Origin of the sequence: Dietzia sp. SL131 (genome assembly GCF_026672565.1) — a bacterium.
In the GTDB taxonomy this organism is placed as follows: domain Bacteria; phylum Actinomycetota; class Actinomycetes; order Mycobacteriales; family Mycobacteriaceae; genus Dietzia; species Dietzia kunjamensis.
The window spans coordinates 1,449,796-1,468,793 of the sequence record NZ_JAPPRI010000003.1; the positions used below are offsets into that span (position 1 = coordinate 1,449,796).

General features: G+C 70.0%; 15 protein-coding genes. 4 read left to right on the plus strand and 11 right to left on the minus strand.

Translation table 11 applies throughout. The features are described 5' to 3' along the window. The first annotated feature begins 48 nt into the window (after positions 1 to 48). Positions 49 to 3,963 (plus strand): ATP-dependent RNA helicase HrpA, encoded by a 3,915-nt coding sequence (gene hrpA / locus OVA21_RS07580; protein WP_268092160.1) that lies wholly within the window; start codon positions 49 to 51, stop codon positions 3,961 to 3,963. 10 nt (positions 3,964 to 3,973) lie between these two features. Here hrpA and nrdR read toward each other — a convergent pair whose 3' ends face one another. Together nrdR and OVA21_RS07590 are read right to left on the minus strand one after the other, a co-directional pair. Then, positions 3,974 to 4,429: a transcriptional regulator NrdR gene (gene nrdR, locus OVA21_RS07585; protein ID WP_067717789.1), complete on the minus strand. Its 456-nt coding sequence runs from the start codon at positions 4,427 to 4,429 to the stop codon at positions 3,974 to 3,976. Positions 4,430 to 4,540: 111 nt separating this feature from the next. Then, entirely contained in the window at positions 4,541 to 4,975 is a 435-nt protein-coding gene (locus tag OVA21_RS07590) for a hypothetical protein (protein WP_268092161.1), read from the minus strand. A 189-nt stretch (positions 4,976 to 5,164) separates the two neighbouring features. Here OVA21_RS07590 and lexA point away from each other — a divergent pair, with 189 nt between their 5' ends. Continuing rightward, the gene (lexA, locus tag OVA21_RS07595) at positions 5,165 to 5,875 is read left to right on the plus strand and encodes a transcriptional repressor LexA (protein WP_371517770.1); all 711 of its coding nucleotides are present in this window, start codon (positions 5,165 to 5,167) and stop codon (positions 5,873 to 5,875) included. 39 nt (positions 5,876 to 5,914) lie between these two features. On the opposite strand, the gene hflX is transcribed toward lexA, so the two are convergent. After that, on the minus strand, positions 5,915 to 7,363 hold the full coding sequence (gene hflX / locus OVA21_RS07600; protein ID WP_069389084.1) for a GTPase HflX: 1,449 nt from the start codon (positions 7,361 to 7,363) through the stop codon (positions 5,915 to 5,917). Positions 7,364 to 7,415: 52 nt separating this feature from the next. Beyond that, on the minus strand, positions 7,416 to 8,306 hold the full coding sequence (dapF, locus tag OVA21_RS07605) for a diaminopimelate epimerase (RefSeq protein ID WP_268092162.1): 891 nt from the start codon (positions 8,304 to 8,306) through the stop codon (positions 7,416 to 7,418). Between the two features lie 119 nt (positions 8,307 to 8,425). Here dapF and OVA21_RS07610 point away from each other — a divergent pair, with 119 nt between their 5' ends. Next, positions 8,426 to 10,606 (plus strand): malate synthase G, encoded by a 2,181-nt coding sequence (locus OVA21_RS07610; protein WP_120283419.1) that lies wholly within the window; start codon positions 8,426 to 8,428, stop codon positions 10,604 to 10,606. A 178-nt stretch (positions 10,607 to 10,784) separates the two neighbouring features. Here OVA21_RS07610 and OVA21_RS07615 read toward each other — a convergent pair whose 3' ends face one another. The 3 genes from OVA21_RS07615 to OVA21_RS07625 are packed head-to-tail and all read right to left on the minus strand — an operon-like array spanning position 10,785 to position 13,209. After that, on the minus strand, positions 10,785 to 11,531 hold the full coding sequence (locus OVA21_RS07615; RefSeq protein ID WP_268092163.1) for an IclR family transcriptional regulator: 747 nt from the start codon (positions 11,529 to 11,531) through the stop codon (positions 10,785 to 10,787). Further along, positions 11,528 to 12,481: a tRNA (adenosine(37)-N6)-dimethylallyltransferase MiaA gene (miaA, locus tag OVA21_RS07620; RefSeq protein WP_268092165.1), complete on the minus strand. Its 954-nt coding sequence runs from the start codon at positions 12,479 to 12,481 to the stop codon at positions 11,528 to 11,530. Before miaA ends, OVA21_RS07615 begins: the two co-directional genes overlap by 4 nt. Further along, entirely contained in the window at positions 12,478 to 13,209 is a 732-nt protein-coding gene (locus OVA21_RS07625) for a hypothetical protein (protein WP_268092166.1), read from the minus strand. Before OVA21_RS07625 ends, miaA begins: the two co-directional genes overlap by 4 nt. A 198-nt stretch (positions 13,210 to 13,407) precedes the next feature. Between OVA21_RS07625 and OVA21_RS07630 the strand changes: the two genes are divergently transcribed. Next, positions 13,408 to 14,781 carry a DUF349 domain-containing protein gene (locus OVA21_RS07630; RefSeq protein WP_268092167.1) on the plus strand — a complete coding sequence of 458 codons (1,374 nt, stop codon included), beginning with the start codon at positions 13,408 to 13,410 and terminating at the stop codon, positions 14,779 to 14,781. 156 nt (positions 14,782 to 14,937) lie between these two features. Here the strand turns inward: OVA21_RS07630 and OVA21_RS07635 are convergent, their stop codons facing one another. The 4 genes from OVA21_RS07635 to recA are packed head-to-tail and all read right to left on the minus strand — an operon-like array spanning position 14,938 to position 18,819. Next, entirely contained in the window at positions 14,938 to 15,519 is a 582-nt protein-coding gene (locus tag OVA21_RS07635; RefSeq protein WP_096905355.1) for an Rv2732c family membrane protein, read from the minus strand. Then, positions 15,507 to 17,078, minus strand: coding sequence for a tRNA (N6-isopentenyl adenosine(37)-C2)-methylthiotransferase MiaB (miaB, locus tag OVA21_RS07640; protein ID WP_163376085.1), 1,572 nt, complete (start codon positions 17,076 to 17,078; stop codon positions 15,507 to 15,509). The genes OVA21_RS07635 and miaB overlap by 13 nt, the downstream gene beginning before the upstream one ends. Before the next feature lie 26 nt (positions 17,079 to 17,104). Beyond that, positions 17,105 to 17,713, minus strand: a complete 609-nt coding sequence (locus OVA21_RS07645) for a regulatory protein RecX (protein ID WP_069389091.1) — start codon at positions 17,711 to 17,713, stop codon at positions 17,105 to 17,107. Next, the gene (recA, locus tag OVA21_RS07650; RefSeq protein ID WP_163375852.1) at positions 17,713 to 18,819 is read right to left on the minus strand and encodes a recombinase RecA; all 1,107 of its coding nucleotides are present in this window, start codon (positions 18,817 to 18,819) and stop codon (positions 17,713 to 17,715) included. The genes OVA21_RS07645 and recA overlap by 1 nt, the downstream gene beginning before the upstream one ends. Positions 18,820 to 18,998 lie beyond the last annotated feature (179 nt).

Here is an 18,998-nt window from a genome sequence, read left to right on the forward strand (position 1 = left end):
CCGCGCCGGTCGGAGCCCGGGGATGCGAGTCGATATCCTTGCGGCACCATGCCGTCGTCCTCCTCAGCCGCCCCCGATCTCCGCCGAGCCCGAAACGACCTCCTCGCCCGTCTCGACGATGTCGGCACCCTCGACGCCCATCGTCTCCGGTCCAGGGTCCGTCGTGCCCGCGTCGACCAGCTGGATGACCTCGGACGGCGGATCGACGAGGCCGCCGAGCGCGTGCGGCGCCGAACCGAGTCGATCCCCACCCCCCGATACCCGGAACAGCTCCCGGTCAGCGCCCGCAAGGACGAGATCGCCGAGGCGATCCGGGACAACCAGGTGGTGGTGATCGCCGGCGAGACGGGGTCGGGCAAGACCACCCAGATCCCCAAGATCTGCCTGGAACTCGGGCGCGGGGTCAAGGGCATGATCGGCCACACCCAGCCGAGGAGGTTGGCCGCCCGCTCCGTCGCCGAGCGGATCGCGCACGAGCTCGGGGTGGAGATCGGTGGCCCGGTCGGGTCCGCCGTCCGCTTCGACGACCGCACCAGCCACGAGACCGCGGTCAAGCTCATGACCGACGGTGTGCTGCTCGCCGAGATCCGGCGTGACCGGCTGCTGCGGGCCTACGACACGATCATCATCGACGAGGCCCACGAACGCAGTCTCAACATCGACTTCCTGCTGGGGTATCTCAAGCAGATCCTGCCCCGTCGCCCGGACCTCAAACTCGTCATCACCTCCGCCACGATCGACCCGGACCGTTTCGCCCGTCACTTCGCCGGCGCGGAGGGGCGCCCGGCCCCGGTCATCGAGGTCTCGGGGCGCACTTATCCCGTGGAGGTCCGGTACCGGCCCCTTCAGGTCGTACACGCCGATCGCGTGGTCGACCTGGATCCCCTCGACGCGCTCGCCGACGCCGTTGCGGAGCTCCTACGCGAGGACGACGGTGACGTACTCGTGTTCCTCTCCGGTGAGCGTGAGATCCGCGACGCCGAGGAGGTGCTGCGGGGCCGGAAGTTCCCGGGCACCGAGATATTCCCGCTGTTCGCCCGCCTCACGGCAGCAGAACAGCAGCGCGCGTTCCGGGCCCATTCCACCCGGCGGGTGGTCCTGTCGACCAATATCGCCGAGACCTCGGTGACCGTGCCCGGCATCCGTTACGTCGTGGACACCGGCCTGGCGAGGATCTCCCGCTACTCCACCCGGACGAAGGTGCAGCGACTGCCCATCGAACCGGTGTCCCAGGCCTCCGCCGCGCAGCGCGCGGGACGCTGCGGCCGCGTCGCCGACGGGATCTGTATCCGCCTCTACTCCGAGGAGGACTTCGACTCGCGACCGGAGTTCACCGACCCGGAGATCCTGCGCACGAACCTCGCCTCGGTGATCCTGTCGATGGCGGATCTGGACCTCGGCCCCGTCGACGACTTCCCGTTCGTGGAACCCCCGGACCGCAAGGCCGTCCGGGACGGGCTCACTCTGCTCTCCGAACTCGGGGCGGTCAGGGTCGACGACGACGAGCGCCCTCACCTGACCGAGGTGGGCCGTGACATGGCGGCACTCCCCCTCGATCCCCGACTCGCCCGGATGGTGGTCGAGGGCCATCGCAACGGTTCGCTGTCGGACGTGCTGGTGGTGGTCGCGGCCCTGACGGTGCAGGACGTCCGCGAGCGTCCCGCGGAGGAGCGGGACAAGGCAGACCTGCTGCACCGCCGCTTCGCGGACAAGACCTCCGACTTCCTCGGATATCTCAATCTGTGGAGGTACATCACCGAGCAGCGCCGTGAGCTGTCCGGCAGCGCCTTCCGCAAGATGTGCAAGGCCGAGTATCTGCACTGGCTACGCATCCGAGAGTGGCAGGACCTCAACTCCCAGCTGCGGAGCATGTGCCGTGAACGAGGGTGGCATCCCGCGTCCGGACACGCCGCGGAGGACGACCTCCACAAGGCGGTCCTGACCGGTCTGCTCACCAATGTCGGTATGCGAGACGAGGAGACCCGCGAGTTCCGGGGCACCCGGGGCATCCGGTTCCAGGTGTTCCCCGGGTCGGACCTGTCCAGGAAGCCTCCCCGCTGGGTGATGGCATCCGAACTCGTCGAGACGTCCCGGTTGTGGGCGCGTGACGTCGCCCGGATCGATCCGGGGTGGATCGAACAACTCGGGGGTCACCTCACCCGCACCCAGTACTCCGAACCGCACTGGTCGGACGCCCAGGGTGCGGCGATGGCGTATGAGAAGGTGCTGCTGCTGGGATTGACCGTGGTGGAGGCGCGGCGGATCCTGCTCTCCAGGGTCGACGCCCCGCTCGCCCGCGAGATGCTCGTCCGCCACGGGATCGTGGAAGGACGCCTGGTCACCCGGGTCCCGGTCATCCGCGAGAACGCCGAGGCCGTGGAGCAGGCCCGTGAACTGGAGACGCGGAGCCGCCGTCGGGATCTGGTGATCGACGACGAGGCATTGGTGGCCTTCTATCTCGATCGCCTGCCCGAGGACATCACCTCCGGCCGGCATCTGGAGTCCTGGTGGAAGAAGCGTGGTCATCGCGACCAGGAGGCCCTCCGTCTCACCCCCGAGGACATACGCACCTCCGAGGCGGTGCCCGATGCCGCCGATTTCCCGCCCCTCTGGCGTCAGGGAGAGCGGAGTTTCGAACTGCGGTACGCGTTCGATCCGGGCGTCACCACCGACGGGATCACGGTGCGCATCCCGCTGCCGCAGCTGTCCTCGGTCACCACCGCCGGGTTCGAATGGCTGGTGCCGGGGCTGCGGGAGGAGCTCTACACGGAGATGCTCCGCACGCTCCCCAAGTATCTGCGCCGACTGTGTTCACCTCCCGCCGAATTCGCGTCCCTGTTGGCGGGAGACGTCTCGCCCCGGTCCGCCCCCTTGTCCGTGGCTCTCGCGCGAGCGCTGTCTGCCCGGATCGGTACCACGGTCGACCCGCGTGACTTCGATCAGAACCAGCTACCGGGCCACCTCCGGATGCGCTTCGAGGTGGTCGACGGCGACGAGGTCGTGGCGTCCGGAACGGATCTCGCGCAGTTGAGGACCCGGTTGGTGGACAGGGTACGGGCGACCCTCAACGCCCGTCTGGTACCCGACAAGGGGCCCTGCCGGGAGTGGACATCCGACACCATCGGCGACCTCCCGCAGTCGGTCACCGGCTCGGTGGACGGTGTCGAGGTGACCGTCTACCCCGCCCTGCGCGTCGGTGGGGACGGAATTCACCTCGTGGCGTGCGCCACGGAGGACGAGCGTCGATCCACCCAGGCGTCGGCGGTGCTCACGCTGGTCTCGGGCGGCCTGGTCTCGACGGCATCGATTCTGCGCGGTCGCCCGGTCCAGCAGCGGCTCGCGCTCACCCAGTACCCGCATGGCGGGATGGAATCCCTGGTCTCGGATGCGTCGCTCGCCGCGAGTGGGCGGATCATCGCCCGGCGAAAGGGCGCACCGGTTCTCACGGTCGCGGAGTTCCACGAACTCCAGGCCACTGCGCGGGCGGAGGTCCCCGGTGCGGTGGCGTCCGCGATCTCGTCGGCGGTTCCCGCGCTGATGGCCGCCCAGTCCGTGTCGGGCCGTCTGGCGGCGGCGCCGGCAGACGTCGCCGACGAGGTCCGTCCCTCGCTGGACTTCCTCGTCGGGCGCGGATTCCTCGCCCGCCATCCCTCGGATGTGCTTCCACATCTGGAGCGACATGTGCGGGCGGTCGGCCTCCGGTTGGACCTCGCGGAGAAGTCACCCGCCCGGCACGGCAAACTCACGGCGAAGCTGAACCGCTCCGAGTCGATCGTCGAGGAGGCGTGCGCCGCGCTGCGACGGCGGCCGGGTGGCGCACGGGCGTGCCGCGACCTGCGGTGGATGCTCGCCGAGTACCGGGTGGGGCTGTTCGCGCAGTCACTGGGTACCGCACGGCCGGTATCGGCAGAGCGGATCGACAAGGCGGTCGCGTCTGCGCTCGCCCCGCGGTCATCCCGATGACGCCGAGCGGTCAGCGGCTCGCGCGGCGCTCCCGGAGGGCGATGATCTCGCCTTCGAAGTCGTCGGCCGAGCTGAACTGCTTGTACACGGACGCGAACCGCAGGTAGGCGACCTCGTCCAGATCCTGCAGAGGGCCCAGGATGGCGAGCCCGATCTCGTGGGCGGGAACCTCGGACGCACCGCCGGATCGCACAGCGTCCTCGACCTGCTGGGCGAGGCGACGCAGAGCGTCCTCGTCAACCGATCGTCCCTGGCACGCGCGGCGGACACCCCGGACGACCTTGTCCCGACTGAACGCCTCGGTCACCCCGTTCCGCTTGAGAACCGTCAGCAGGGGCGTCTCCAGCGTCGTGAACCGGTGTCCACACCGGGGGCACTCCCGTCGACGCCGGATCGCCTGACCCTCGTCGACGGATCGTGAGTCGATTACCCGAGAGTCCTCGTGGTGGCATGTCGGGCAGTACATTCCCGTGGGGCCCTTCGTCGACCGGAGTTCACGCGTCCCGGATCGTGCCTGACGGAACGCGGGGGCGGTATACAACCGCCCACGGTCCATTCTAGGAGGCCCGCTGCCCGGTCACGCGTAGGCGGGTCCACCGAGGAAGGCCACTGCGAGAAGCATGATCACGCCGAATGCGATCCCGCACGCCAGTAGCACCCAGGCCGGCACGTCGTCGACGACCCCGGTGGACGCCGGGGCCTCGACATGGCACGCCCGCACGCGGTCCGTGGAGACCGGGCGCACGAGCACACGGCGACCCGGGGCGACCGACGTGACGGCGGCCGGACGGGCGGTCACCCGCGGCCGGACGAGATTCTCCGCACGCGAGGACGTGACGGCGGGCCGGCTGCCCTCCGGTCGGGCCAGGGGGCGTCGCGGCGCACGGGTGGACCGCGCCGACACGTCACCGGGCCGGTCGAGGTGCGCGACCCGTCCACGATGGTCGTCGGGGCAGACCTCGGTCCACCGCGCGGCCGGACGTGGGTGGGACTGAAGCTCGACAACGGTCATGGTGGCTCCCTACTCGATACGGTGTGCGATCGTGATTCGCACACCTGTATGTGTTTCTCAGTACATCTGTTCGAATCCGAACTCCCCTAGAGTTGTATCACGCGACTCCGACACAGTCACGATCCACGGAGGAATTTCTTCGAACACGTGTGTGGCGCGCCGCAGCCCGTGGCACTAGGGTGTAGACAGATCACAGCGTCGAACATCCATTCGCCGAAGGGACCACACGAGATGCCGAAGCCCGATTTCGAGTCACTGACGGACCGACAGAAGAGCGTTCTGCTCCACATCCACGACACCGTCAAGGAGCGTGGCTATCCGCCGAGCATCCGCGAGATCGGGGACGCGGTCGGCTTGCAGTCCACGTCGTCGGTGGCGCATCAACTCCGCACGCTGGAGAAGAAGGGCTTCCTGACGCGGGATCCGCACAAGCCGCGGGCGGTCGACGTCCACGGTGTCCCGGGGCAGAAGTCACGGGGCCGTCGGTCACCTGCTCCGGAGCCCCAGCGTCCGGGCGGCGCGGTCGAACCCGTCTACGTCCCCGTGCTCGGCCGGATCGCGGCGGGCGGGCCCATCCTCGCGGAGCAAGCCGTCGAGGAGATCTTCCCCCTGCCGTCGGACCTCGTCGGATCAGGCGATCTGTTCATGCTCAAGGTCGTCGGCGAGTCGATGATCGACGCCGCCATCTGCGACGGCGACTACGTGGTGGTCAGGCGGCAGAACGTCGCGGACAACGGGGAGATCGTCGCCGCCATGATCGACGGGGAGGCGACGGTCAAGACCTTCCGGAACGACTCGAGCGGAGTCTGGTTGCTGCCCCACAATCCGTCGTTCAGCCCGATTCCGGGCGAGCACGCGACGATCCTCGGCAAGGTCGTGACAGTGTTCCGGAAACTCTGAGTCCCGGTTCGAACGACGCGCCGCCCGTCCCCGAAGGGGTCAGGCGGCGCCGTCATGTGGACCGCGGGCGGCGAACTCGTCCAGTTCGCCGGCCACGGACGCGGGCAGGCGGACCACCAGCCGGGTTCCGTCCTGGGTGTGTTCCTCCTCGACCACCGCGCCCTCGGCGTGGACCCGCGACACCACGTCCCCGCGGGAGTACGGGACGGACAGGGTCACCTCGGTGTCCCCCGAGGCGACGATCTGCGTGATTCGCTCGAGGAGTTCGTCGACACCCTGCCCGGTGACCGCCGAGACGAACACGGCGTCGGGCAGCGCGTGGTGCAACTCGGTGAGGACCACGGGATCCGCGGCGTCGATCTTGTTGATCACCAGGAGTTCCCGAGGCCGCTCCGCGTTCTGCTCCTCGACCACCTCGTTGATCACCTTGCGCACCGCCTCGATCTGGCGGAGCGGGAAGGCATCCGAACCATCCACGACGTGGAGGAGCAACTCGGAGTCGACGACCTCTTCCAGTGTGGACCTGAACGCCTCGACCAACTGGGTCGGCAGGTGTCGGACGAATCCCACGGTGTCCGTGAAGACGACTGCTCTGCCGTCAGGCAACTCGGCCTTGCGCGTCGTCGGGTCGAGTGTGGCGAACAGGGCGTTCTGAACCAGGACGCCGGCTCCGGTGATCCTGTTAAGCAGGCTCGACTTCCCGGCGTTCGTGTAGCCGGCGATGGCGATGGACGGCACCGGAGTGGAACGCCGTCGGTGCCGTTTGGTGTCCCGGGCCTGCTTCATCCCCTTGATGTCCCGGCGCAGACGGGCCATCCGCTCGCGGATCCGACGCCGATCGGTCTCGATCTTGGTCTCACCCGGGCCACGGAGACCGACGCCGCCGTTGCTCCCGGCACGACCGCCCGCCTGGCGCGACAGCGACTCGCCCCACCCACGCAGACGGGGGAGCATGTACTCCATCTGGGCGAGGGTCACCTGGGCCTTGCCCTCACGGCTGGTGGCGTGCTGCGCGAAGATGTCGAGGATCAGCGCGGTACGGTCGATGACCTTCACGTTGACCGCCTTCTCCAGCGCGAGCAACTGTCCAGGGGTGAGTTCGCCGTCGCAGATGACGGTGTCCGCGCCGGTCGCGGCGATCACGTCCTTGAGGACGCTGACCTTGCCCGACCCGATGTAGGTGGCGGCATCGGGCTTGTCACGCCGCTGGATGAGCGCGTCGCACACCTCCGATCCCGCGGTCTCGGCGAGCTGGGCGAGCTCGGCCATCGCGGCGTCCGCCTGCGCGGCGGACCCTTCGGTCCAGACACCGACGAGCACGACCCGTTCGAGTCGGAGCTGGCGGTACTCGGCGTCGTTGACGTCCTGGAGTTCGGTGGAGAGCCCCGCCACCCGGCGCATCGAGGATCTCTCCTCGAGCTGAAAATCACCGATGGACGGATCGAGGTCGCGTGTCGGCCGGTCAGCGGCCGTGTGATCAGTAGTCATTCGGGTTCATCTTCTCACACCGGGCCCCCGGTGTCCCGTGCGAGACGGTGTGCTACCGACCACGGTGGTAATGACCGCGGGCGACGAGTGTGGACGGCCCAGTGAGCGAGGACCCGGCCTCGGTGAGTGAGACCTCCACCTCGCCGCCGGGGACCACCACGACGACGTCGCCCGTCGCCTCCCCCGAGTCGGCCAGCGCGGCGACCGCGGTCGCGACGATTCCGGTTCCGCAGGACATGGTCTCCCCTGATCCCCGCTCGTGGACCCGCATCGAGACCCGACCGTCCACCATCGGGGTGGCGATCTCGACGTTGACGCCGTCGGGGAAGAAGTCCCGGTCATACACCGGGGCCTCCTGCACCGGCAGCCCGGCGAGGCCCGCGGCGTCCAGATCGGGGACCACACAGGCGAGGTGCGGATTGCCCATGTCGACGGCGAGTCCCGCGAAGGTCCGGCCACCGACCTCCGCCGAGGACAGACCCAGCAGACGCGGCTCCCCCATGTCCACCCGCACCACCGCGTCAACACCCGAGTGTGAGAGGACCTCGGCGGGGCGGGCCCCTGACCGCGTGCCCACCGGGATCGAGCCGGCCTCCGCTCTCCCGGTCGCGACGAGGGCGTGGACGAAGACCCGGACCCCGTTGCCGCACATCTCCGCGATGGAACCATCGGCGTTGCGGTAGTCCATGAACCAGTCCGCACCGTCCACGCCGGGCGGCAGGGTCGCGAGCACGCCGCGGTCGACGAGGGCTCCGGCGGTCGCGATCCGCAGGACTCCGTCGGCGCCGATTCCGCCACGCCGATCGCACAGTGCTCGTACGAGGTACACGTCGAGGTCCAGGTCGGCCTGATCGTCCGGGAGGATCACGAAGTCGTTGAGGGTGCCGTGGCCCTTGAGGAAGGCGATACCGTCGGGCTGCGAGGCCTGGCGCGTCGAAGTCATGGCGAAATCGTACTCGCCGGCGGGGACCGTTCCGCACTGTGGAAATGTCGGATGATGCCGGACGGTACGCCCACTAGAGTCGACTTGGAGAACGGTCCCCTACCTCCAGGAGAGCATCGATGTCCGAACGCATCACTGTCGGCGGAATCCAGGTCGACGAGGTCCTGTACGACTTCGTCAACTCCCAGGCGATCCCGGGCACCGGGGTCGATCCCGACGCGTTCTGGGCGGGCGCCTCCGAGATCTTCACCGAGCTGGCCCCCCGCAATCGCGAACTGCTCGACACCCGCGACCGGTTGCAGTCCCAGATCGACGCCTGGCATCACGAGAACCCGGCGCCGATCGACCCGGGCGTCTACAAGGCGTTCCTGCAGGAGATCGGGTACCTGGTTCCCGAGCCCGAGTCCGTCTCCGTCACGACCGAGAACGTCGACGCGGAGATCGCCACGGTCGCCGGCCCGCAGCTCGTCGTGCCGGTCATGAACGCCCGGTTCGCGATCAACGCGGGTAACGCCCGCTGGGGTTCGCTCTACGACGCCCTCTACGGCACCGATGCGATCCCGGAGTCCGACGGCGCCGAGCAGGGCTCGGGGTACAACAAGGTCCGCGGCGACAAGGTCATCGACTGGGCCCGTGAGTTCCTCGACGACGCCGCACCGCTGGCGTCGGGCAGCCACGTGGGCTCCACGGCCTACGCCGTGGTCGACGGAGGCCTGCAGGTGACCGTGTCCGACGGGTCGAGCACCCGATTGGCGGCCCCGGAGAAGTTCGTGGGCTACCTCGGCGAGCCCTCGAGCCCGTCCTCGGTCCTGCTGTGCAACAACGGTCTGCACATCGAGATCCAGATCGACCCGGACTCCCCCATCGGCTCGACCGACGGCGCCGGCGTCAAGGACGTCGTCCTGGAGTCCGCCGTCTCCACCATCATGGATTTCGAGGACTCGGTCGCCGCCGTCGACGCCGAGGACAAGACCCAGGGCTACAGCAACTGGCTGGGGCTCATGAAGGGAGACCTGTCCGAGGAGATCACCAAGGGCGACAAGACCTTCACCCGTGTCCTCAACGACGACCGGGTCTTCACCGCGCCCGACGGTTCGGGTGAAGTCCGTCTCCACGGCCGCTCGATGCTGTTCGTGCGTAACGTCGGCCACCTGATGACCAACCCGGCCGTGCTCGACGCCGACGGCAACGAGATGCCCGAGGGCATCCTCGACGCACTGGTCACCTCGCTCGCCGGCATGCACGGGATCGCCGAGGGCAACGAGCGCCGGAACAGCCGACACGGGTCGATCTACATCGTGAAGCCCAAGCAGCACGGGCCGGAGGAGGTCGCGTTCACCACCGAGCTGTTCGGTCGTGTCGAGAAGCTCCTCGGGCTGCCCGAGAACACCCTCAAGGTGGGCATCATGGACGAGGAGCGTCGCACCTCGGTCAACCTCGCCGCCTGCATCGCCGAGGCCACCGAACGAGTCGTGTTCATCAACACCGGCTTCCTCGACCGGACCGGCGACGAGATCCACACCTCCATGGAGGCCGGGCCGATGATCCGCAAGGGCGAGATGAAGGGCGCCCGGTGGATGAACGCCTACGAGGACTTCAACGTCGACACGGGTCTGGCGTGCGGCCTGCGTGGCCGCGCCCAGATCGGCAAGGGCATGTGGGCCAAGACCGACCTCATGGCCGAGATGCTCGCCGAGAAGATCGGCCAGCCCGAGGCCGGCGCCAACACCGCGTGGGTGCCCTCCCCGACCGGCGCCACGCTGCACGCCACCCACTACCACCGGGTCAACGTCATGACCCGGCAGGAAGAGCTGCTCGCCGGGGGTGCCCGCGCGAGTGTCGACGACATCCTCACCGTCCCCCTGGCCCCGTCCACGGACTGGACGGACGAGGAGAAGAAGGAAGAGGTCGACAACTCCTGCCAGACCATCCTCGGCTACGTCGTGCGGTGGGTCGAGCAGGGCATCGGCGTCTCCAAGGTGCCGGACATCCACGACGTCAACCTCATGGAGGACCGCGCCACCCTGCGGATCTCCTCGCAGATGCTGGCCAACTGGATCCGCCACGACATCATCACCGCCGACGACGTCGAGGACTCGCTGCGCCGGATGGCCGAGATCGTCGACAAGCAGAACGCCGGCGACGACGCCTACCGGAACATGGCACCGGACTTCGAGAAGTCCATCGCCTGGCAGGCGGCCCGGGAACTGATCCTCGAGGGCACCAAGCAGCCGTCGGGCTACACCGAGCCGATCCTGCATCGCCGTCGTCGCGAATTCAAGGCCGCCAACGCGGGCTAGACCGGCGCCGGCCCACCCGCCGACCCGCAGAATCCGCCACCTCCGCCCGACCTCCGATCCCACGCCGGTGGGGCCGGATCCGGGCGGTGGGTGGCGGATTCGCCGCTCTAACGGCCGCGGGCGTCCTGCGCCCGGCCCGATGGCGTCCGGCGGGCGGGCGTGCTCGCCGGACGCGAGATCAGGGGACGAGCCCGGCCACGGCCGCACGAAGGATCGCGACGGCGGCGTCGCGGCGATCGCGCGTGAACCTGGCCTCGGGCCCGGATGCCGACACCGCGAAGGCGGCGTCCCCGGTACCCACCGCGATGGCGACGCAGCGGACGCCCTCCTCCTGCTCGGACTCATCGGTGGCGAACCCCGCCTGTCGCACCACACGCAGCTCCTCGATCAACCTGTCGGGCTCGACGATGGTCGAGTCGGTGAAGCGGCGCATGCCCGCCCTGGCGAGCATCCTGCGGACCTCGTCGTCGTCGTCGCCCGCGACCAGGGCCTTGCCCACCGCGGTGCAGTGCACGTCCACCCGTCGTCCCACCTCGGTGAACATCCGCATCGAGTGTGGGGACGGCACCTGGGCGAGGTAGACCACCCCGTCGCCCTCCCGGACGGCGAGGTTGGCGGTCTCCCCGGTGCCCTCGACCACGGCGGTGAGCACCGGCACGGCCCAGGACGCGGTGGCGCGTCCGGCGACGTCGCCGATCCGCTGGAGACGCGGTCCCAGCAGATAGTCGCGGCCCGCGTCGCGCCGGAGGTGACCGCTCTCCGCGAGCGTGCCGCACAACCGGTGGACGGTGGCGGCGGCCAGACCCGTGTCGGCGACGAGGTCCCCGAGGCTCGCCCGACCCCCGCGGATGCTCAGCGCGTCGAGTAGGTCGAAGGCCCGGTCGACGGACTGGACCCGCGGCCGCCCGGGTCCGGGGCTGCTCACCGCCGGCCCTCCCCGAGGATCCCCAGCGCAGCCTCGAGCGGGCGGGGTGCGTCGGCGTCGCGTCCGTGGGTGTCGGTGTCGATCCACCGGATCCGGTGATCCCGGCCGAACCACGACCGCTGGCGACGGACGTAGCGGCGGGTCCCGATCACCGTCCGTTCCTCGGCGCGGGCCGCCCCGGCGTCGTCGATCCGCTGCTGCCCGTCCATCTCGTCGAGCACCTGGGCGTACCCGATCGCGCGCCGTGCGGTGACGCCCCGGAGCAGTCCGACTCCCACGAGCCGGCGGACCTCCGGGACGAGCCCGTCGGCGAACATCGCGGCCGTACGCGTCGTCAGCCTCTCGTCCAGTTCCGGCAGACCGCAGCGCAGGCCCAGCATGCGCGTGCCCCAGCGCGGCTCCCCGATCGTCGGTCGGGAGGCGGAGAAGGGCTTGCCGGTGAGTTCCACGACCTCCAACGCGCGCACGGTGCGCCTGGGGTCGCTGGGGAGGATGGTCTGCGCGGCCTCGGGGTCCACCACGGCGAGTTCGGCGTGCAGGGCCTGCACCCCGATCTGTTCGAGGCGACGTTCGTAATGGGCCCGGACCTCCGGGTCCGTGTCCGGTATCGACCACCCGTCCACGAGCGCCTGGATGTACATCATCGACCCCCCGCACAGGATCGGCACGTGGCCGCGATCGCGGATCTCGCTGATCTCGCGTTCCGCCTCGGTACGGAAGTCCGCGACACTGGCGGTCTCGGTGACCTCCAGCACGTCGAGCCGATGGTGCGGGATCCCGCGCCGCTGAGCCGGCGCGAGCTTGGCGGTCCCGATGTCCATCCCGCGGTACTGCTGCATGGCGTCGCAGTTGACGATCTCCCCGCCGAGTCGCTCGGCGAGGCCGAGCGCCAGCTCGGACTTCCCCGTCCCGGTCGGCCCCACCACGGCGACGGGAACACGCCCGGTCATGACGGTGCCCCGGGTTCGCCGGGAGTGGCGGCCGGCGCGTCGTCACCCACCGCGGCGTGCGCGGCCGCCACCGGTGGCCACCACGCGCTGTGATACCCCACCCCGAACGGCGCCCAGGACAGGGCCTCGACAGCCGTGCGGTCCGCGACGAGCTCCGCCAGGACGCGCCACGCGGGCCGGCTCCACCAGCCGATCTCGTCGGCCACCGGCTCGCCGGGGTCCGGGAGCTCGCCGGAGGCGCGCAACCACCGGGCGAGCCGCCCGTCGAGGGCGATACCGCGGGGATCCTCCGGTACGGGAGCACGCGGAGTGAGGGAGGCGGGGCCGTCGGCGTCGACGACGACGAGGTCGTCCGACACCGGCGTGGGGACGGGCTGCGGTCCCCCGGTCACGCCGAAGAACCTCCTCGGGAGGTCGATACCCGCGAGGTCGAGCAGCCACCAGGCGATCAACGCCGGGTCGGGAACCGCCCCCTGCGGCGCCGGCGGGGAACCGGGCGGACCCACGGGCACGTCGACCCCCCACCTGGAGAGCGAGGAGCGCATCTCCCCCAGGCTTCTGCCCGCGCGGTCGGTCCCCAGGACGACGACCCGTGCCGCGCCGCGCCCGGCCCGGCGGAGCATCTCGCATATCGCGGCCACACCGCCCTCGGTCTCGGCGACCGCAGAGCCGGACAGCTCCGGCACGAGGACCGGCGCTCCGGGGACCAGGACGACAGAGGGGCTCACACCCGGAAACCCTACTGACCGCCCCCGACACCGCGGAACGGACCCGTCCGGGGATACCGCGGGGATACGCCGGACACCCGGGCGGAGGTTGGTACACACTAGGAGGATGCCGTCTCCTCGAAACGGGGCGGCGAGGCGATGACCGGTGCGATCCCGGTGATGGTGCCGTGACACGCGGCAGAAGGAAACGAGGACGACATGACCGAGCAGTCACCCACCGCCCAGAGCGGATCGAGTTCGGGCGGAGCGACCCCGATCCCCGGTCCGAGGCCGGGTGCGCCATCCCCCGCCGCGCTGGCACGCAAGGTGGTACCGCGGCCGACCCCCGCGGGTACCCCGGGGGTCACGCGCGCCTCGGACCCGTCGCAGTGGGGTCGCGTCGACGAGTCGGGCGCGGTGTTCGTCCGGACCTCCGACGGTGAGCGTCAGGTCGGGTCGTGGCAGGCCGGTGCTCCCGAGGAGGGCCTCGCGCACTTCGGTCTGCGCTTCGATGACCTCGCCGCCGAGGTCGCTCTGCTCGAGACCCGTCTCGAGTCCCATCCGCAGGACGCCAGGAAGACCCGCGCCTCGGCGGAGACCCTGGCGGAACAGATCCCCACCGCCGTCGCCGTGGGCGATCTCGATTCTCTCGCCGCGCGTGTGGCTGCGGTGATCGAGCGTTCCGGCGAGGTCGAGGCCGTGTCGAAGCAGCGCAAGGACGAGCAGCGGGCGGCCGCGATCGCGCGGAAGGAGGCGTTGGCGGACGAGGCCGAGGAGATCGGGGCGTCGTCGACTCAGTGGAAGTCCGCCGGGGACCGTCTGCGCGAGATCCTCGAGGAGTGGAAGACGATCCGGGGTATCGACCGCAAGACGGACGACGCCCTGTGGAAGAGGTTCTCCAAGGCCCGGGAGGCGTTCAACCGTCGCCGGGGCTCGCACTTCGCCGAACTTGACCGCAACCGCGCCTCCGTCAAGAAGGTCAAGGAGGACCTGGTGGAGAGGGCGGAGGCCCTGTCCGGGTCCACCGACTGGAACGACACGGCCACGGCGTTCCGTCGTCTCATGGACGAGTGGAAGGCCGCCGGCCGGGCCCCGCGGGAGGCCGATGAGGCCCTGTGGAAGCGGTTCAAGGCCGCCCAGGACACGTTCTTCGACGCCCGCCATGCCGCGGCTGCGGAACGGGACGCCGAGTTCGAGACCAACGCCCAGGCCAAGGAGGCCCTGCTCTCCGAGTACGAGGGCCGGATCGATCCTACGGCCGACCTGGGCGCCGCCCGGTCCGCTCTCCGGCAGCTGCAGTCGCGGTGGGAGGAGATCGGCAAGGTCCCGCGCGAGCGGATGGGTCAGTTGGAGGGGCGTATCCGGGCCCTGGAGAAGCGTGTCGCCGATGCGGCGGACACGGAGTGGCGTCGTACCGACCCGGAGGCCAAGGCCCGCGCCGGCCAGTTCTGGGACCGGGTCCATGACTTCGAGGAGCAGGCCGCGAAGGCGGAGGCTGCGGGCAAGAACAAGGACGCCGAGAGCGCACGGGCCCAGGCCGCGCAGTGGAAGGAGTGGGCGGAGGCAGCCGAGAAGGCGGTCGACACCCGCTGACGCGCCCCACCGGCGGACACCCGCCGACGCGCCCCACCTGCGGCCACCCGCCGACGGGCGACGAGAACCCGCAGACGAGAAGAGCCCGGCCCGTCACGACGGGGCCGGGCTCTTCTCGCGCCGGTCATCAGACGGCGCGACGTCCGGGAGGTCGGTTCAGCGCCCGTCTCCGTGACGGGCGTTCTCCTCGAGCGTGATCTGCTCCGGGGTCCGCGCCCACAGCACACTCGCCAGCGTGATCACCAGAGCGAACACGATGATCTCACTGACGTAGAGGCCGATGCCGGGCCCGCCGAAGTCCTGCACGTCGGGATTGGGGCCGCGACCGGACTGGCGGAGCCAGATCGCCAGCACGCCGTACACGGCGGACACGCACGTCGCGCTCCAGGCGATCCCGGCGGCCCACCACTTCTGCGTCATGATCATCGCTGCCCCGAACGCGATGGTGCCCACGGAGTACAGCAGGACGAACAGATGGGACGGCAGGGTCGTGTACTGCTCACGCGCCACGTCGGTGAAGAACAGGACGTCGAGGCCCCGCACCCCCTCGCTGTGCGGCAAGGCCAGGGCCACGGCCAACAGCACGATGAGGACGGCGGACGCCAGGTAGGCCCGCCCGATCACGAGGGTGCGCCCGAGGACGCGGTCACGGTCCCGCATCTCCGATTCCGCGTTCCGGGTGACTTCCATGATCCCCGCGATCGGATCGGGGCGCTCGTCGGTGCTCACGTGGGGCATCCCTTCTCGGTGGTGACTGGGGCGCTGACGGTGTCGCGCCGGAGCGTGGGAAGTCCGAGCCCGACCCCGATGGGCGGGGTCTCGGGCTTGTGGCCCGCCTCGTGACGATCGCCGGCCCGGGTTGCTCGGTGGCTGAGCACCCCGTCATCGGCGAGCAGGTGGTGCGGGGCCGCGGCGGTGACGCGGGTGGTCACCACATCTCCCGGACGCACCCGGTCGGCGTGGTCGCCGATGGGGGCGAAGTGTACGAGCCGACCGTCGCGGGCCCGGCCCGTCATCCGGGCGGTGGCCGCGTCCTTGCGACCCTCGTCGGCGGTCACGAGGAGCTCGACGACGCGCCCGACCTGCTTCTCGTTCTCCTCGAGCGTGATGTGCTCCTGGAGCTCGATCAGCCGCTCGTAGCGTTCCTGGACCACGGCCTTGGGGATCTGGTCCTCCATGGTGGCCGCGGGGGTCCCCGGGCGGGGCGAGTACTGGAAGGTGAACGCGCTGGAGAACCGCGCCTTCTCGACCACGTCGAGGGTGGCCTGGAAGTCCTCCTCGGTCTCCCCGGGGAACCCGACGATGATGTCGGTGGTGATGGCCGCGTGCGGCATGGCCGCGCGGACGCGCTCGATGATCCCGAGGAAGCGCTCGGACCGGTAGGAGCGTCGCATGGCGCGCAGGACGCGGTCGGACCCGGACTGCAGCGGCATGTGCAGCTGGGGGCAGACGGTCGGTGTGGAGGCCATGGCCTCGATCACGTCGTCGGTGAACTCCGCCGGGTGCGGCGAGGTGAAGCGGATCCGTTCGATCCCCTCGACCCGGCCGGCCGCCCGCAATAGTGAGGCGAAGGCGCCCTTGTCGGAGGGCTCGTCGGGGTCGTGGAAGGACCGCCCGTACGCGTTGACGTTCTGGCCGAGCAGCGTGACCTCGAGGACGCCCTCGTCGGCGAGCGCCTGCACCTCGGCCAGGACCTCGCCGGGCCGACGATCGACTTCCTTGCCGCGCAGGGACGGAACGATGCAGAACGTGCAGGTGTTGTTGCATCCCACGGACACCGAGACCCACCCGGCGTACGACGACTCGCGGGTGGCGGGCAGGGTCGACGGGAAGTGCTGCAGGGAGTCGGCGATCTCCACCTCGGCCCGCTCGTTGTGGCGGGAGCGGTCGAGGAGCGTCGGCAGGTGTCCGAGGTTGTGGGTGCCGAACACGACGTCGACCCACGGTGCGCGGGACACGACGACATCCTTGTCCTTCTGCGCGAGGCACCCCCCGACGGCGATCTGCAGGCGGGGGTTCGCGTCCTTCCACGGCCGCAGGTGACCGAGGGTGCCGTAGAGCCGGTTGTCGGCGTTCTCCCGGACCGCGCAGGTGTTGAACACGACCAGATCGGGAAGGTGACCTCCGGCCGGATCGGCGTCGCCCTCGAAGGGGACGTACCCCGCGGCGTCGAGGACCCCGGACAGACGCTCGGAGTCATGGACGTTCATCTGACATCCGAAGGTGCGAACCTGGTAGGTCCGGCGGGCGTCGCCCTCGGCATGCGCGTCCTGCGCCGCCGCCTGCAGGTCGGTCACGAGAGTATCCACGCAGGCCAGGGTACTCAGGGCGATGCGTGGGCCGCCAATTCGGCGTCCACGACTTTCACGGCCAACCCCGTCGGATAACCCCGCCGGGCCAGGAACGCGATGAGCCTGCGCCGCTCGCCCTGCACGTCCGGCCCGGACAGTGCGGCGCGCGGCCGGCGATCCAGCCGACCGCGAACCAGTTCGGCGGCCTGCCGGCGGTCATCCGACTCGTCGATCTCGCCGACCGCCCGGGCGATGTGCGCCTCGGCCACGCCCTTGTCCCGCAGCTCACGCTCGAGGGCGCCGCGCGAACGGCCGCGGCGTCTCCTGCGGCCACGCACCCACTCCTCGGCGAAGTCGGCATCGTCGACCAGACCCCACGCCCTGACCCTGCCGAGCGCCTCGTCGACGGCCTCCGCGGCGTACTCCTTGTCGAGCAGCCGCTCGCGCAACTCGTGCTCACTGCGCGGCCGGTAGCGCAGGAGCCGGAGCGCGGCGTTCGCGGCCTCGTGCGCTTCAGGGGCCAGGGGCGGCAGGTCCGAGGACCCGGAGGGCCTGGCTTCCACCGCGGCGATCGCCGTACGGAGTTCCTCCGCCCCGGGCGCCCCGGCGCCGTGGGGCCCGCGGGTGTCCCTGCCCGACATCAGAACTCGACGGGCACCACGTCGATCGGCGCGTCCTCGTCGGACTCCGCCTCGATCTCGGCGATCTCCGCCCCCGCGCCGATATTCAGCTTGTCGAGGATCTTGCGCTCGATCTCGTCCCGCACCGACAGGTTCTCCTTGAGGTACCGACGGGCGTTCTCCTTGCCCTGGCCCAACTGGTCCGGTCCGTAGGTGAACCAGGACCCCGACTTCTTGATGAAGCCGTTGTCCACGCCCATGTCGATGAGCGACCCCTCGCGGCTGATCCCCTCGCCGTAGAGGATGTCGAACTCCGCGATCTTGAACGGCGGCGCGACCTTGTTCTTGACGACCTTGCACTTGGTGCGGTTACCGACCGCGTCGGCACCGTCCTTGAGCGTCTCGATACGGCGCACGTCCAACCGCACCGACGCGTAGAACTTCAGCGCCTTACCACCGGTGGTGGTCTCCGGCGAGCCGAACATGACGCCGATCTTCTCGCGCAGCTGGTTGATGAAGATGGCGGTGGTGCCGGTGTTGTGCAGCGCGCCCGTCATCTTCCGCAGGGCCTGGCTCATGAGTCGCGCCTGCAGGCCGACGTGGCTGTCGCCCATCTCCCCCTCGATCTCGGCGCGCGGGACGAGCGCCGCCACGGAGTCGATCACCAGGATGTCGATCGACCCCGACCGGACGAGCATGTCCGCGATCTCCAGGGCCTGCTCACCCGTGTCCGGCTGGGAGACGATGAGGTTGTCCGTGTCCACGCCGAGCTTGCGGGCGTACTCCGGATCCAGGGCGTGCTCCGCGTCGATGAACGCCGCGATCCCGCCGGCCGCCTGCGCGTTGGCCACGGCGTGCAACGCGACCGTGGTCTTACCCGAGGACTCCGGGCCGTAGATCTCCACGACGCGTCCCCGGGGGAAGCCCCCCACGCCCAGTGCCACGTCGAGCGACAGCGCCCCGGTCGGGATGACCTGGACCGGCGGCCGGTTGTCGTCACCCAACCGCATGACCGAGCCCTTGCCGTAGGCCTTGTCGATCTGCGCGAGGGCCAGTTCCAGCGCCTGTTCGCGATTCTGGGCCACGCCCGTCTTGGTCCCCGACTTCGCGGTGGTCTTGGGTGCCATGGTGCTCTCCGTTCCTGCGCGACCCCCGGCGTCCGGCCGATCGGTCTGGGTGGTGATTCAGTTGCGGACGTTACGGGCCGGGTACGACACGAACGTCTGGCGCGAACCCGGCGACCGTTTTCCTGTGGAGGAAGGGCGCCCTGTGGACGGGGCGAACCGTCAGCACGTGACACCCAGTG